Annotated in this window: 15 protein-coding genes; 5 read left to right on the top strand and 10 right to left on the bottom strand. The window is 68.3% G+C overall.

All coding sequences use genetic code 11. From position 1 onward, the window contains the following. Nucleotides 1-93: 93 nt before the first annotated feature. From earP to AC1RGU_RS05135, 3 genes are all read left to right on the top strand, one after another. Nucleotides 94-1,194 (top strand): elongation factor P maturation arginine rhamnosyltransferase EarP, encoded by a 1,101-nt coding sequence (gene earP / locus AC1RGU_RS05145; protein ID WP_492695193.1) that lies wholly within the window; start codon nucleotides 94-96, stop codon nucleotides 1,192-1,194. A 153-nt stretch (nucleotides 1,195-1,347) separates the two neighbouring features. Further along, on the top strand, nucleotides 1,348-1,902 hold the full coding sequence (gene efp / locus AC1RGU_RS05140; RefSeq protein ID WP_062479082.1) for an elongation factor P: 555 nt from the start codon (nucleotides 1,348-1,350) through the stop codon (nucleotides 1,900-1,902). Between the two features lie 122 nt (nucleotides 1,903-2,024). Next, nucleotides 2,025-2,888: an LOG family protein gene (locus tag AC1RGU_RS05135; RefSeq protein ID WP_492695191.1), complete on the top strand. Its 864-nt coding sequence runs from the start codon at nucleotides 2,025-2,027 to the stop codon at nucleotides 2,886-2,888. A 10-nt stretch (nucleotides 2,889-2,898) separates the two neighbouring features. Here the strand turns inward: AC1RGU_RS05135 and AC1RGU_RS05130 are convergent, their stop codons facing one another. From AC1RGU_RS05130 to pncB, 8 genes are all read right to left on the bottom strand, one after another. Further along, nucleotides 2,899-3,549, bottom strand: coding sequence for a TetR/AcrR family transcriptional regulator (locus AC1RGU_RS05130; protein WP_354347215.1), 651 nt, complete (start codon nucleotides 3,547-3,549; stop codon nucleotides 2,899-2,901). A gap of 2 nt (nucleotides 3,550-3,551) precedes the next feature. Next, nucleotides 3,552-3,998: a hypothetical protein gene (locus AC1RGU_RS05125; protein ID WP_492695189.1), complete on the bottom strand. Its 447-nt coding sequence runs from the start codon at nucleotides 3,996-3,998 to the stop codon at nucleotides 3,552-3,554. 82 nt (nucleotides 3,999-4,080) lie between these two features. Then, a complete protein-coding gene (locus AC1RGU_RS05120) occupies nucleotides 4,081-5,619 on the bottom strand; it encodes an MFS transporter (protein WP_492695187.1) in 1,539 nt (512 codons plus the stop codon). A 109-nt stretch (nucleotides 5,620-5,728) separates the two neighbouring features. Continuing rightward, complete coding sequence (locus AC1RGU_RS05115; RefSeq protein WP_492695185.1) at nucleotides 5,729-6,892, bottom strand: MFS transporter; 1,164 nt, start codon at nucleotides 6,890-6,892, stop codon at nucleotides 5,729-5,731. Beyond that, nucleotides 6,889-8,259, bottom strand: coding sequence for a DNA recombination protein RmuC (locus AC1RGU_RS05110; protein WP_492696442.1), 1,371 nt, complete (start codon nucleotides 8,257-8,259; stop codon nucleotides 6,889-6,891). Before AC1RGU_RS05110 ends, AC1RGU_RS05115 begins: the two co-directional genes overlap by 4 nt. A 42-nt stretch (nucleotides 8,260-8,301) precedes the next feature. Continuing rightward, nucleotides 8,302-9,294, bottom strand: coding sequence for a 2-hydroxyacid dehydrogenase (locus AC1RGU_RS05105; RefSeq protein WP_492695183.1), 993 nt, complete (start codon nucleotides 9,292-9,294; stop codon nucleotides 8,302-8,304). A 34-nt stretch (nucleotides 9,295-9,328) separates the two neighbouring features. Beyond that, on the bottom strand, nucleotides 9,329-10,741 hold the full coding sequence (locus AC1RGU_RS05100) for a sodium:proton antiporter (RefSeq protein ID WP_492695181.1): 1,413 nt from the start codon (nucleotides 10,739-10,741) through the stop codon (nucleotides 9,329-9,331). 36 nt (nucleotides 10,742-10,777) lie between these two features. Further along, a complete protein-coding gene (pncB, locus tag AC1RGU_RS05095) occupies nucleotides 10,778-11,998 on the bottom strand; it encodes a nicotinate phosphoribosyltransferase (protein WP_070059637.1) in 1,221 nt (406 codons plus the stop codon). Nucleotides 11,999-12,183: 185 nt separating this feature from the next. Here pncB and AC1RGU_RS05090 point away from each other — a divergent pair, with 185 nt between their 5' ends. Together AC1RGU_RS05090 and AC1RGU_RS05085 are read left to right on the top strand one after the other, a co-directional pair. After that, nucleotides 12,184-12,417 carry a CsbD family protein gene (locus tag AC1RGU_RS05090; RefSeq protein ID WP_062470554.1) on the top strand — a complete coding sequence of 78 codons (234 nt, stop codon included), beginning with the start codon at nucleotides 12,184-12,186 and terminating at the stop codon, nucleotides 12,415-12,417. A 67-nt stretch (nucleotides 12,418-12,484) separates the two neighbouring features. After that, nucleotides 12,485-12,895, top strand: a complete 411-nt coding sequence (locus tag AC1RGU_RS05085) for a hypothetical protein (RefSeq protein WP_095950978.1) — start codon at nucleotides 12,485-12,487, stop codon at nucleotides 12,893-12,895. A gap of 61 nt (nucleotides 12,896-12,956) precedes the next feature. Here the strand turns inward: AC1RGU_RS05085 and AC1RGU_RS05080 are convergent, their stop codons facing one another. Next, the gene (locus AC1RGU_RS05080; protein ID WP_492695178.1) at nucleotides 12,957-13,418 is read right to left on the bottom strand and encodes an acyl-CoA thioesterase; all 462 of its coding nucleotides are present in this window, start codon (nucleotides 13,416-13,418) and stop codon (nucleotides 12,957-12,959) included. After that, nucleotides 13,415-14,341: a histone deacetylase family protein gene (locus AC1RGU_RS05075; RefSeq protein ID WP_095950674.1), complete on the bottom strand. Its 927-nt coding sequence runs from the start codon at nucleotides 14,339-14,341 to the stop codon at nucleotides 13,415-13,417. The genes AC1RGU_RS05080 and AC1RGU_RS05075 overlap by 4 nt, the downstream gene beginning before the upstream one ends. Nucleotides 14,342-14,482: the final 141 nt, after the last annotated feature.

Below are 14,482 nucleotides of genomic sequence, written 5' to 3'. Positions count from 1 at the left end.
TCTCCGATGGTTGTTGTGGCGAGGGCAGCATAGCAAGCGGGCCGCGTTTTCGCCCGCGCCTGAGCGACCGCGAAGACAGGCACACTCGCGGCCATGGGCACGCGCATGCAATGGGACATCTTCTGCAAGGTCATCGACAACCACGGCGACCTGGGCGTCTGCTGGCGCCTGGCCAGCCAGCTGGCGGCGGCGGGTGAACGCGCGCGGCTGTGGGTCGACGACCCGACGGCACTGAACTGGATGGCGCCGGCTGGCTGCGACGGCGTGCAGGTGATCGACTGGTCCGACGCCGAAGCTGTGCGCCGTGCCGTCGCCGACCCTGTGCCAAACGTGTTGGTCGAGGCCTTCGGCTGCGACCCGGAGCCCGAGCTCATCGCGCGTTTCGCGCAAGCCCCGGACCACGCGCAGGCCTGGATCAACCTCGAGTACCTGTCGGCCGAGCCCTATGTCGAGAAACTCCACCGGCTGCCCTCGCCCGTGTTCAAGGGCCCGGGCGCCGGACTGACGAAACGTTTCTTCTACCCGGGCTTCACGCCCGCGACCGGCGGCCTGCTGCGCGAGCCGGACCTGATGGCGCGCCAGGCGCGCTTCGACCGGGCGCGCTGGCTGGAGGCGCAGCAGATTCCCTGGCAGGAAGGCGAGCGCCTGGTGTCGCTCTTCTGTTATGAGCCGCCCGCGCTGGCCGCCCTGCTCGCCCAACTGGCCGCCGACCCGGCGCCCACGCGCTTGCTGGTCACCGCAGGCCGGGCCGCGCATGCGGTGCAGGCCTGCCTTGCGAACACCGACGCGCCCGATCGCCCACCGGGCGGCCGGAGTTCGCTATCAATTTCATATCTCCCCTACCTCAGCCAGGCGGATTTCGACCACCTGCTGTGGGCCTGCGACCTCAATTTCGTGCGCGGCGAAGACTCGCTGGTGCGTGCCCTCTGGGCCGGCGCGCCGCTGGTCTGGCAGATCTACCCGCAGGACGACGACGCGCACCACGTCAAGCTCAACGCCTGGCTCGACTGGCTCGGCGCCCCGCCGGGGCTGCGGCTTTTTCACCACGCCTGGAACGGCTTCGGCGGCGCGCCCCTGCCCGCGCCCGGCCCGCTGGAGGCCTGGCGCGAAACCGCCCGTGCGGCGCGCGACAGGCTGCTCGCGCAGGACGATCTGCTGGCCCAGTTGCGGCAGCTGGTCGCCGGAAAAAGCTAAAATAGCGGGCTTTGCGGAATTCAGCCCTGGCCGCCACGGTCGGGGACGCCTTTCGCCAAACCTGCCGCGGGACATGTACGGCGGGGCCAGATACGACGGCATGCAGCGCCGAGGGCCCCGCGCACCGAGCGGCCAACATCCAGAGAACCTGATATGAAAATCGCTCAAGAAATCCGCGCCGGCAACGTCATCATGCACGGCAAGGACCCGATGGTCGTCCTCAAGACCGAATACAGCCGCGGCGGCCGCAACAGCGCCACCGTGCGCATGAAGATGAAGAGCCTGATCGCCAACTTCAACACCGAAGTGGTCTTCAAGGCCGACGACAAGATCGACCAGATCGTGCTGGACAAGAAGGAGTGCACCTACTCCTACTTCGCCGACCCGATGTACGTCTGCATGGACGCCGAGTACAACCAGTACGAAGTCGAAGCCGAGAACATGGGCGACGCCCTGAACTACCTCGAAGACGGCATGGCCGTCGAAGTGGTGTTCTACGACGGCAAGGCCATCTCGGTCGAACTGCCCACCAGCGTCGAGCGCGAAATCACCTGGACCGAGCCGGCCGTCAAGGGCGACACCTCGGGCAAGGTCATGAAGCCTGCCAAGATCGCCACCGGCTTCGAAGTCGGCGTGCCGCTGTTCGTGTCGCAAGGCGACAAGATCGAAATCGACACCCGCACCGGCGAATACCGCAAGCGCGTCTGAGCGCGTCTGCACCCGGCTGACCACCACCACGACGAAGGCTCCGCAAGGAGCCTTTTTCGTTGGCGGGCACGCGGGTTGCATCGGCGCACAATGCCAAGCCAATTCCGTTCGACGACCGTTTCATGAACAACACGCACAACATTCACGACAAGCGCCTGGCCGATGCCTGGGCCACGCTGCAGTCCCATTCCGACCGGGGCCTGCCCCTCGATCCCGATCCTTCGCGCCTGGCCTTTGCCGACCCCGAGTTCCTGCTGCGCCGCGAAACGCGCGGCATCCGCATGCAGCTCGAGCTGATGAAGCCCGACCTGGAGCAGCGCGCCCACGGCATCGAGAACACGGTGGTGGTCTTCGGCAGCGCGCGTTTCCGCAGCAAGGACGAAGCCGCCGCGCTGGTCGCGCAGGCCGAGGCGGCCGGCGACACGCCCCTGGCCGAGCGCTGGCGCCGGCTCTCGCGCAACTCGCACTACTACGAGAAGGCGCGCACCTTCGGCAAGCTGGTCGCGCAGTACAGCGAGAAGAAGGAACCGCAGGACAAGCTCTTCGTGTGCACCGGCGGCGGCCCCGGCATCATGCAGGCGGCCAACCGCGGCGCGCACGAGGCCGGCGGCCTCTCGGTCGGCCTGGCGATCGCGCTGCCGATGGAAGAAGAAGCCAACCCCTACGTCACGCCGGCGCTGAGCTTCAAGTTCCACTACTTCGCGATCCGCAAGATGCATTTCATGATGCGTGCGAAGGCGCTGGTGGCGTTCCCGGGCGGCTTCGGCACGCTCGACGAGCTGTTCGAGGTGATCACGCTGGTGCAGACCAAGAAGTCGAAGCCGGTGCCGATCGTGCTCTTCGGCTCGGACTACTGGAAGAAACTGATCGACTTCGACTTCCTGGTCGACGAAGGCGTGATCTCGCCTGGCGACGTGAAGCTCTTCGAATACGTCGACGCGCCCGAAGACGCGTGGGACGCCATCAAGCGTTTCTACAAACTCTGACCGCCCCGGGTCAGGCGTCGTCGCTGTCGTCGGGCCGCAGGGCCTGCTCGAAGAAGCGCGTGAGCGCGCGGGCGCGGCGGCGGCGGTCGGCCACGGGGTTCGCGTGCGGCCCCATGGCCACGGCATCGTCGGCCACGCCGTGCAGCGCATTGAAGAGGATCACGGCCGTCAGCGTCGCGTCCTCGACCTCCCACACGCCCGCGGCGTCGCCCTGTTTCAGCAGGGTGACCAGCTGCGTGATGACGACGTTGTCGTTACGCATGCGCCGGTCCTCGGGCCGGTACTCGTGGAACACCACGTCGTGCAGCGCGACGTTGTCCAGGTAGGTCTCCAGCCCCGCTTCCACCCAGGCCTTGAGCCGCGCGCGGTACTTGCCCGGCGCGTGGCGGTCCATCGCCTCCTGCAGGCGGGCGCAGAAGGTGTCGACGAAGCGTTGCTGCAGCGCGCCGAGCAGCGCCTCCTTCGAGGGAAAGTACAGGTAGAAGGTGCCCTTGGCCACCTGCGCACCGGCGGCGATGTCGTCGATGCTGGTGGCGGGGATGCCCTTGGCGATGAACAGCTGCTCGGCGGCGTCCATCAGCGCGACGGCGCGGGTCTGCGGCGCCTTGGTGCGACGGCGCGCGGCGGTGGCGGGGGCGTCGTCGGGGCTGCTGCTTGTCATGCTCAGGTACCGGCGCGTGCCGTGTCGATGGCGGCGCGCACGGCCGCAGCATCGAGACGCAGGCCGCGCGGGGCCAGCACGCGCTCGCGCAGCCAGGCCAGGGCCTCGTCGGTGCGGGCGAAGGTGCTCGCGGGAATGCCGAAGAGTTTTTCGACGTTCATCTTGCTGATCTTCTCGAACTGGTCGGCGGGCACCACGCTCGCCATGCCCATCATATGGCGGCGGATGTCGGCGCCGCGCGCCTGCAGCCACTGCTTGGCACTCTGGGCGCTGCCCTCGGGATGCACCAGCGCGTCGGCATCCGCGAACACGCGCAGCGAGACAAAGGGCTCGCCGCGGTCGAGCCAGCGGTTCCAGTCCTCGGTGAAGGCCTGCAGGCTTTCCAGCGTCTGCAGGCCTGCGGACACGCTGATGACCAGCGGCCATTGACTGAGTTCGTGACGGATCATGAAAGACTCCTTGTAGAGAACCGGAAGGCGCCGGGCACTGCGGCGCAGGAAGGGAATGCGGACGGCGGGCATGGCGAACGGCTCAGGCGCGCGTGGCGGCTGCAAGCGCGGCGGCCCGCGGCCTGACGCGCAGCAGCAGCCCCGCCGCCACCAGGCCGGCCACGCCGGCACAGGCCATCGCGGCGTGGAAACCGCCCGCGAGCGCATCGCTCAGGAGCCGCTGCGCCACGCCCGGGTCGAGCGCGGCCAGCGCGCCGAGGTCGTGGCGGGACACCGCCGCCACGGCGGCCTGCGGTGCATCGGGCACGCCGGCACGCGCGAGCGACTCGGCCATCAGCGCGGTGGCCCGCGTGCGCATCAGCGTGCCGAGCAGCGCGATGCCGATCAGCATGCCGCCCTGGCGCAGCGCGTTCATGGTGGCCGAGGCCATGCCCGAGCGCTGCGCAGGCACCGAGGCCATCACCGCCGTGCTCGTGGCCGGCACGGCCAGGCCCGCGCCCGCACCCAGCGCCACGAAGAGCAGCGCCAGCGGCAGGTAGGGCGTGTCGGCCGAGAACAGCGTCAGCAGCAGCATCGCCACGCCGATCAGCCCGTAGCCCGCGACCATCAGCGTGTGCACCTCGAAGCGGCGCGCCAGCCGGCCGAACTGCGAGGCCACGAGGCCGGTCGCCACGAACTGCGGCACCAGCCGCCAGCCGGTCTCGCTGGCCGACCAGCCCTGCACCTGCTGCAGGAACAGCGAGAAGAAGAACAGGCTGGCGTAGGTCGAAAAGCCCAGCACGAACGAGGCGAAGTTGGTGACCGAAAAGCGCGCGTCGCGGAACAGCGCGAGCGGCAGCAGCGGCCGTTCCACGCGCGCCTCCACGGCCAGGAACAGCGCCAGCCCGACAGCCGCCGCGACGAGCGCGACCGCCGCGTGGCGCGAGCCCCAGCCGTGTTCGCCCGCAGCGATCAGCCCGTAGGTCAGCGCGCCCAGCCAGAGCACGCTGAGCACCTGGCCCGCCGGGTCGAGCGCCGCGTGCTCGGGGTGCGAGGACTCGCGCAGGCCCCACATGCCCAGCACCACGGTCAGCACGCCGATCGGCAGGTTGATGAGGAAGATGCTCTGCCAGCCCGCGTGGTCCACCAGCAACCCGCCGAGCATCGGCCCGAGGATCAGCGACAGCGCCGTGAACGACGACCAGCCGCCGATCACCCGCGCGCGGCTCGCCGGCTCGGGGAAGGCATGCGCCAGCAGCGACAGCGCGCCCGGAATCATCAGCGCGCCCGCCACGCCCTGCACCGCGCGGCCCGCGAGCAGCATCGGCAGGCCCGACGCCATCGCGCACATCGCCGAGCCCACGGTGAAGACCACCACGCCGGCCAGCCAAGCGCGCTTGCGGCCGTAGCGGTCGCCGATCGGGCCGGCCGACAGCATGAAGGCCGACAGGCACAGCGCGTAGATGTCGATCACCCACTGCAGCCCGGCCAGGTCGGTCGCGAGCGCGCGCTGCAGCGTGGGCAGCGCCACGTTGACGATGCTCACGTCGAGCGTGGCGATGAAGCTGCCGAGGTAGACCGCCGCCACCAGGGCCAGGCGGCGGCGCGGGTCGGCAGCCGCCGACGGGGAATGGGAGTCCATGGACGCCTTCGGGTCAGGAAGAAAGAAGGCGTCGATACTGACTTCGAGTCAGTATTCTGTCAATCAAATGAGAATTACTGTTATTTGCAACGTGGGATTCAAACCGCCGTCACAGCTTCAATCCCCAGGTCGCCTTGGCGCCCAATGCCAGCACACCGCCCACCACCCAGAACACGCCGGCAATGCCGATCAGCGCACCGAGCGAGCCGAACAGCATCGGCATCGCGACGCTCGACGCGTTGATGGTCATGAGCCGCAGCCCCAGCGCCTCGCCATGCCGCGCATGCGGCGTGATCTGGTGCAGCATGCTCATCACCATCGGTTGCACCGCGCCGAGCGCGAAGCCCAGCACCACGGAGCAGATGCCCATGGTCCACGGTGAATTCAGCAGCGGGTAGATGGCGAACACGGCCGCCGTGACGACGGTCGAGCTCAGGATCACGCTGCGCTCCGACGCACGCGACGCGATCAGCGGCAGCACGATGCGGATGACTGCCGCGGCGATCGCGAAGGCGCCGAGGATGGTGCCGATCACCGAGGCGCTGATGCCCCGGTCGTGGCCCAGCACCGGTAGCACGAAAGCGTGTACGTCCCAGCTCGACGACTGCAGCCAGTTCACGAACAGCAGGCGGCGGAACATCGGCTCGCGCAGCAGGTCCCAGGCCCGCGTGGGCGCGGCGCCCGGCACCGGCGCCACCCGCGGCGGCTCGTGCGCGCCGCGCGCCAGCAGCCAGCACAGCAGCGGCAAAAAGGCCATCACGGCGAAGCAGATGCGAAAGGCCAGCAGGTCAGCCGGCGCGCGGCCGGCGTGGTCGATCAGCATCCCGGCCAGGAAGGGCCCGACGAAGTTCGCCGCCGCCGGCGCGATGGCCAGCCAGCTGAACACGCGCTTGAGCTGCGTCGGGTCGGTGGCCGAGCGGCCCACGTGCCGCTGCAGCGCGATGACGGTCGCGCCGGTGGCGCCGCCGGTCAGCAGCGCGGCGATGCACATGACGGGGAACACCGGAAAAACCAGCGCCAGCCCTGCCCCGCCCGAGGCCGCGATCACCGACAGCCACAGCGGCCGCTTGAGCCCGTGCCGGTCGGCGAAGCGCCCGGCCGGCAACGCCAGAAACACCTGGGTCAGCGCGAACAGCGCGATCAGCAGGCCGACGGCCGCTGCGCTGTAGCCTTGCTGCAGCGCGAGCAGCGGTGTGGCGAGCCGCATGCCCGCCATCGTGGCGTGCAAACAGACCTGCGCCACGATGACGCGCAGCAGTTCAGAACCTTTCACGGGGTGTCGTCGGCCTCGCTGTCAGTGTCGGCCGTGGGCGGCAGCAGCGCCTGCGATTGCGCCTCGGGCAAGGCCTCGACCTTGCGCAGCGCCAGGCGCATCTGCTTGGCGCGCGTGTCGGCCTTGTCGATGGTGTCGGAGGCCTTGGCCACCTGCTCCTTGATGCGCGCCACCCATTCGCCGTAGCGCTCGAACTCGGTCTTGACCGCGCCCAGCACCTTCCAAACCTCGGAGGCCTGGCGCTCCAGCGCCAACGTGCGAAAGCCCATGTGCAGGCTGTTGAGCATGGCGAGCAAGGTGGTCGGGCCGGCCAGCGTCACGCGGTGCTGGCGCTGGATGGCGTCCATCAGGCCGGGGCGGCGCAGCACCTCGGCGTAGAGGCTTTCGACCGGCAGGAACAGGATCGCGAAATCGGTGGTGTGCGGTGCCGCGAGGTAGTTCTCGGCGATCGACTTGGCCTCGACGCGGATGCGCGTCTCGAGCGCCTTGGCCGCGGCCTCGGCGCCGGCCGCATCGGCGCGCTCGTGGGCGTCGATGAGGCGTTCGTAGTCGTCGCGCGGAAACTTGGCGTCGATCGGCAGCCACACCGGCGCGCCGTCGTCGCCGCGCCCCGGAAAGCGGATCGCGAAGTCGACGCGCTGGCCGCTGCGCGGCTTGGTCTCGACCTGGCGCGCGTACTGCTCGGGCGTGAGCACCTGCTCGAGCAGCGCCTCGAGCTGCACCTCGCCGAACATGCCGCGCGTCTTCACGTTGGTCAGCACGCGCTGCAGGCTGCCCACGCCGACGGCCAGCGTCTGCATCTCGCCCAGGCCCTTGTGCACCTGCTCGAGCCGGTCGGCCACCTGCTTGAAGCTTTCGCCCAGGCGCGCCTCGAGCGTGCTCTGCAGTTTCTCGTCGACGGTCTTGCGCATCTCGTCGAGCTTGGCGGTGTTGCTCTGCTGCAGCTGGGCGAGCTGGGTTTCCATGGTCGTGCGCACCTCGGAAAGGCGGCGCGCGTTCGATTCGCTCAGCCCCTGCAGCTGGGTGTTCAGCGTGTCGGCCAGGGTCTTCTGCAGCGACGCGAGCTGCAGCGCGAAGGCGTCGAGCTGCGCGTTCTGCGTGCGCGTGGCCTCGGCGCCCTGCTGCACCAGCGACTGCTGGAAGGTGGCGAAGGCCTGCGCGGTTTCCTGGCGTGCACCGCGCGAGCTTTCGCCGATCTCGTGGCGCAGCTCGCGCTCGGTGCGTTCGTTGGCGCGGCCCATGGCGGCGAGCACGCCCAGCATTTCGCTGTGATCAGGTGGGGGTGGCCGGCGGGCCAGCAGCCAGATGACCAGCACCAGCTGCACCACGGCGAATGCGGCCAGTGCGGGAAGAATCAGATCCGTCAGTTCCAAGGTGGGGGCGTGTCGCGCTCGCGGTCAGGTTTCAGATTACTTCGTGGCCGCTGGCACCGGCGTGACCGGCGTCAGAGGCCCCTTGCCGGAGCCCCAGGCGATGAGGTTGTCGGCTGCCAGGTCGGCCATGGCGCGACGCGTGGGCACGGTGGCGCTGGCGATGTGCGGCGTGAGCACCACGTTGGGCACGGTGAGCAGGTCGGGGTGGACCTTGGGCTCGCCCTCGAACACGTCGAGGCCGGCGGCGGCGATGCGCTTCTCGCGCAGCGCCACGGCCAGTGCCGCGTCGTCGACGATGCCGCCGCGCGCGATGTTGACCAGCGTGGCGGTCGGCTTCATGAGCGCGATCTCGGCCGCGCCGATGGTGTGGTGCGAGGCTGGCGAGTACGGCACGACCAGCACGACGTGGTCGGCGGTCTTGAGCAGCTCTTCCTTGCCGACGTAGCGGGCCTTGCACTCGGCCTCGAGCGTGGCGTCGAGGCGCGAGCGGTTGTGATAGATCACGTTCATGCCGAAGCCGTGCGCGCCGCGCCTGGCGATGCCCTGCCCAATGCGGCCCATGCCGATGATGCCGAGCGTCGAGCCGTGGATGTCGGAGCCGGCGAACATGTCGTAGCTCCACTTTTCCCACTTGCCCGCGCGCAGGAAATGTTCGCTCTCGGTGATGCGGCGCGCGGTGGCCATGAGCAGCGCGAAGCCGAAGTCGGCCGTGGTCTCGGTCAGCACGTCGGGCGCGTTGGTGCCCAGCACGCCGCGCGCGGCCATGGCGTCGACGTCGAAGTTGTTGTAGCCCACGGCCATGTTGGCGCAGATCTTCAGCTCGGGGCAGGCGTCGAGCACCGCGGCGTCGATGCGCTCGCTGCCGGTGGTGAAGGCGCCCTGCTTGCCTTGCAGCTTCGCGATCAGCTGGTCCTTGCTCCAGGTCTCGTCGGCCTGGTTCGACTCGACCTCGAAATGCTGCGCCAGGCGCGCGAGGGTCTCGGGGAACACCGCGCGCGCGACCAGGATCTTGGGCTTGCTGCTGCTCATGGAACGTGTCTCTTTCTTTGAAGGGCTGGAAGGATCAACGGAAGAAGATGAAGGTGCACAGGACGAACAGCGGGACCAGGATCGCCCCCGACCACGCCATGTAGCCGAAGAAGCTGGGCATGCGCACGCCGCGGCTTTCGGCGATGGCCTTGACCATCAGGTTCGGCGCGTTGCCGATGTAGGTGTTGGCGCCCATGAACACGGCGCCCGCCGAGATGGCGGCCAGCGTGCTGGCATAGGTGGTCATGAGCGCCGCCGGGTCGCCGCCTGCCGTGTTGAAGAACACGAGGTAGGTCGGCGCGTTGTCCAGGAACGAGCTCAGGATGCCGGTGGCCCAGAAGTACATGGCCGGGTCGGGCTGGCCGTCGGCGCGCGTCACGGCCGCGACGATGGCGCCGAACGGGCCCTGCGTGCCGGCCTTGAGCATGGCGATCACCGGGATGATGGTCAGGAAGATGCCGGCGAAGAGCTTGGCCACCTCGGCCATCGGGCCCCACTCGAACTGGTTGTCGGCGTGCACCTTGGGCGCCGTGAGCTTGTACGAGACGATGGCGATCAGCGCCAGCCCCACGTCGCGCACCAGGCCCGGCAGGCCGACCTCGGTGCCGAACACGTCGAACACCACGGGCGATTTCCAGAAGCCGCTCAGCAGCACCAGCGCGACGATGCCGCCCAAGAGCCAGAAATTGGCCGCGCCGTCGAAGCCCAGGCGCGGGGTGTCGGGCGTCGGGTCGACGGGCAGCACGCCGTCCTTGCGGTAGAAGTGGCGGTCGATGGCATAGAACAGCGCCAGCAGCACGGCCAGGATGAAGATCGTCTCGGGCAGGATGTGCTGCGCGGTCCAGAAGAAGCCCACGCCCTTGAGGAAGCCGAGGAACAGCGGCGGATCGCCCAGCGGCGTGAGCGAGCCGCCCGCGTTCGACACGATGAAGATGAAGAACACGATCACGTGCACCTTGCGCTGCCGGTTGTCGTTGGCCCGGATCAGCGGCCGGATCAGCAGCATCGAGGCGCCCGTGGTTCCCATGAAGCTCGCGAGCACCGCGCCGATGGCCAGGATCGCCGTGTTGAGCCCCGGCGTGCCGTGCAGGTTGCCGCGGATGTGGATGCCCCCCGCCACGGTGAACAGCGCCGTGAGCAGGATGATGAACGGGATGTACTCGGCCACCAGCGCATGCACCAGCTGCACGCCCGCCATCCCCGCGCCGTAGGTCGCGGCAAAGGGCAGCAGGAAGGCCAGCGCCCAGGCGGCGGAAATCTTGCCGTAGTGGTGGTGCCAGAACGAAGGCGTGGCCAGCGGCAAGAGCGCGATGGACAGCAGGATGCCGGCGAACGGCACGCCCCACAGCGGCGAGAGCGCGGCACCGTCGAAATCGGCGGCGAAGGCCAGGGCGGGAAAGAGCATCGGCAGCGCCGCGGCTGCCGTCAGTCGGATCGTTTTCTTCATGGGGGCTGTACCGTACCAGACAGGTCAGTACAGCCTTCAAACGGGGGGTTGTTCGATCTCGAACACCTGGCGCAGATAGGCCAGGTATTTCTCGTCCTCGCACATGTTCTTGGACGGCGTGTCCGACAGCTTGGCCACCGGCTGGTCGTTGCACTGGATCATCTTGATGACGATCTGCAGCGGCTCGTAGCCCAGGTCGTTGGTGAGGTTGGTGCCGATGCCGAAGGCCAGCAGGCAGCGGCCGCGGAACTGCTGGTACAGCTCGATGGTGCGCGGCACCGTGAGGCCGTCGCTGAAGATCAGCGTCTTGGTGAGCGGATCGACCCGGTTCGCGTGGTAGTGCGCCAGCATGCGCTCACCCCACTGGAACGGGTCGCCGCTGTCGTGGCGGGCGCCGTCGAAGAGCTTGCAGAAGTACAGGTCGAAGTCGCGCAGGAAGGCGCTCATGCCGTACACGTCGGACAGCGCGATGCCCAGGTCGCCGCGGTATTCGCGGGCCCAGCTCTCGAAGCCGAAGATCTGGCTGTCGCGCAGGCGCGGGCCCAGCGCCTGGCAGGCCTGCAGGTACTCGTGCGCCATGGTGCCCAGCGGAATGAGCCCGAGCTTCATGGCGTACAGCACGTTGCTGGTGCCCGCCAGCTGCGGCAGCCGTTCGCCCGCGGGCGACTTGGCCGGCGGCGAGGCCACGGCGCCGAGCCGCTGGGTCAGGGTGCGCAGCACTTCCTCGTGCCAGTCTTTCGAGAAGCGGCGGCGCGTGCCGTAGTCGGCGATCTTGAGGTCGCCCAGGCCGGCTTCCTGCAGCTGGCTGATCTTGAGGTCGAGGCGGCGGCGGCCTTCCTCGAAATCGGGGTTCTTCTGCGTGTTGCGAAAGTAGACCTCGTTCACGATGGCCAGCACCGGAATCTCGAACAGGATGGTGTGCAGCCACGGTCCCTTGATGCGGATCTCGAGTTCGCCCGAGGGCTGGGGGATGACGTTGATGTACTTCTCGTTGAGCCGGAACAGGCCCAGGAAGTCGACGAAGTCGCTCTTGATGAAGCGCATCGAGCGCAGGTAGGCGAGTTCGGCATCGCGGAACTGCAGCGAGCACAGGCTGCGGATCTCGTCGCGGATCTGTCCCGCGAACTGCGCGAGGTTGACGCCCGGGTTGCGGCACTTGAAGCGGTACTCGACCCGCGCCCCCGGAAAGTGGTGCAGGACCACCTGCATCATCGTGAACTTGTAGAGGTCGGTGTCGAGCAGGCTGTGAATGATCATGGTGCGGTGCGCGGTGTCTCGGGTCTCTGTCGTCGGCGTCCGTTCCATTATCACGGCCTGCGTCGGCCTGTGCCTACGAGGGCCGGCCTGCACGTCCTACCGGCAGGGGGAATCACTCACGCGACATTGATTTCACGGCGGCGGCATGTTCCGCCGGGTCATCACTCTTTCTCAAGGAGATTCGCATGAACAAGGACACCATCGAAGGCAACTGGAAGCAACTCAAGGGCAAGGTCCGCGAGCAGTGGGGCAAGCTGACAGACGACGACTTCGACGTCATCGCCGGCAAGCGCGACCAGCTGCTGGGCCGCATCCAGGAACGCCACGGCATCAGCCGCGACGAGGCCGAGAAGCAGGTCAAGGACTGGGAATCTCGCGACGGCCGCTCGCCGGACGCACTCTGGTTCGAGAAGAACTGAGAAAGAAGCAAGCGCCCTGCGCCCTTCCCTTCTCTTTCCCTGCCATTCACCGCAAAGGACACACACCATGAAAAAACAACACCTCGTCATGCTCGCCCTCGCCTCCACCTTCTTCGTCGCCGGCCAGGCCGGTGCGATGACCAAGGACGAGTACAAGGTCGCCAAGGAAAAGGTCGAGGCCGACTACAAGGTCGCCAAGGCCCAGTGCGACACGATGAAGGACAACGCCAAGGACGTCTGCCAGAAGGAAGCCAAGGGCAAGGAAGAAGTAGCCAAGGCCGAGCTGGAACAGCAGTACCAGCCGAGCGACAGCCATGCCCGCAAGGTGGCCGAAGAAAAGGTGAAGGCCGCCTATGAAGTCGCGAAGGAAAAGTGCGACGACCAGAATGGCGCGGCCAAGGATGCTTGCGTGAAGCAGGCCAAGGCTGATGAAGCCCAGGGCAAGGCCGACATCAAGGCCATGAAGAAGACGATGTAAGCGGGGCTGCGGCCCCTCTCACGGACGGCGCCTGCGGGCGCCGTTTTTCATGGGCGAGCGCTCAGGCCCGCAGCGAATCGACCACCTGCTGCAGCGCCTCGGGCAACGGCACCGGCCGCTGCGTCGCGCGGTCGACATACACATGCACGAAGTGCCCCTGCGCCGCGGCGGTGTCGGAACCCTCGGCGAACAGCGCGATCTCGTAGCGCACGCTCGAGCGGCCCGCCTGCGCCACGCGGATGCCCGCCTCCACCGTCTGCGGGAAGGCCACCGGCGCGAAGTAGTTGCACTGCGTCTCGACCACGAAGCCGATGGTCTGGCCGCCGTGGATATCGAGCGCGCCGCGCTCGATGAGCAGCGCGTTCACCGCGGTGTCGAACCAGCTGTAGTAGACGACGTTGTTGACGTGGCCGTACATGTCGTTGTCGGCCCAGCGCGTCGGGATGCTGCGAAACGCCCGGTAGGCGCTGCGGGTGTGGGGCGTGGGCTTGGGGGTTGAGGTGGGTGGTGTGGGGGCGCTCATCGCGCGGCATTTTGCCAGCGGCGCCAGTAATCGAGCGCCACCCGGAAGGTGCCCAGCTGCACCTGCACCGTCTCGGCAATGTCGCTGGCGTAGCCGCCGGCCATCGCGAAGGCCGTGGGGATGCGGCGCTGCCAGGTCCAGTCGAACACGCGGCGGTCGCGCGCCTCCAGCCCGTCGAAGCTCAGCTTGAGGCGGCCGAGCCGGTCGCGCTCGAAGGGGTCGGCGCCGGCCAGGTAGATCACGAGGCCGGGCGAGAAACGGCGGTCGAGTTCGTCGAGCGCGTGCTCCAGCGCCGCCAGGTAGTCGGTGTCGCCACAGCCGTCGGGCAGCTCCACGTCGAGGTCGCTCGCCTCCTTGCGGAACGGGAAGTTCTTCTGGCCGTGCACCGACAGCGTGAACACGCTCGGGTCGCCCTGGAAGATGCGGGCGGTGCCGTTGCCCTGGTGCACGTCGAGGTCGATCATGGCCACCCTGAGCAGCCGCCCGGCGCGGGCCTGCTCGACCTGCATCAGCCGCGCGGCCACCGCCGCGTCGTTGAAGACGCAGAAGCCGCTGCCCTTGTCGGCGTAGGCGTGGTGCGTGCCGCCCGCCATGTTGGCCGCCACGCCGCCCGCAAAGGCGGCGCGGCAGGCGGCGATGGTGGCGCCGGTGGAGCGGCGCGAGCGCTCGACCATCGCCTCGCTCCACGGAAAGCCGATCTCGCGCATGGCCTGCGGGCTCACGCGGCCTTCGCTGACGGCGGCGATCCATTCGGGGGTGTGGGCCAGCGCGAGCTCGTCGTCACTGGCGCGCGGGGCCGGGTCCATCTCGACGGCCGGCAGCTGCTCCTGCAGGCGATCGCGCAGCATCGCGTAGCGCGACATGGGAAAGCGGTGGCCCGGCGGCAGGGGCAGGACGAACTGCCCGGAATAGAAAGCACGCATGGCCGCATTCTGGCCGCGCAGGCCGGATTTAGAAGGCCGCTTCTAAATTGCTGCACAGCAGCAAAAACCACTTGATCGCCGCGTTCAGCTGCCTATACTTGAGGCCATGCTGCACCGCAACATAGACGACGAGGCGCAGCG

Source organism: Variovorax sp. GW823-FHT02B07 (genome assembly GCF_058797695.1).
This window is presented reverse-complemented; position numbering and strand designations above follow the sequence as displayed.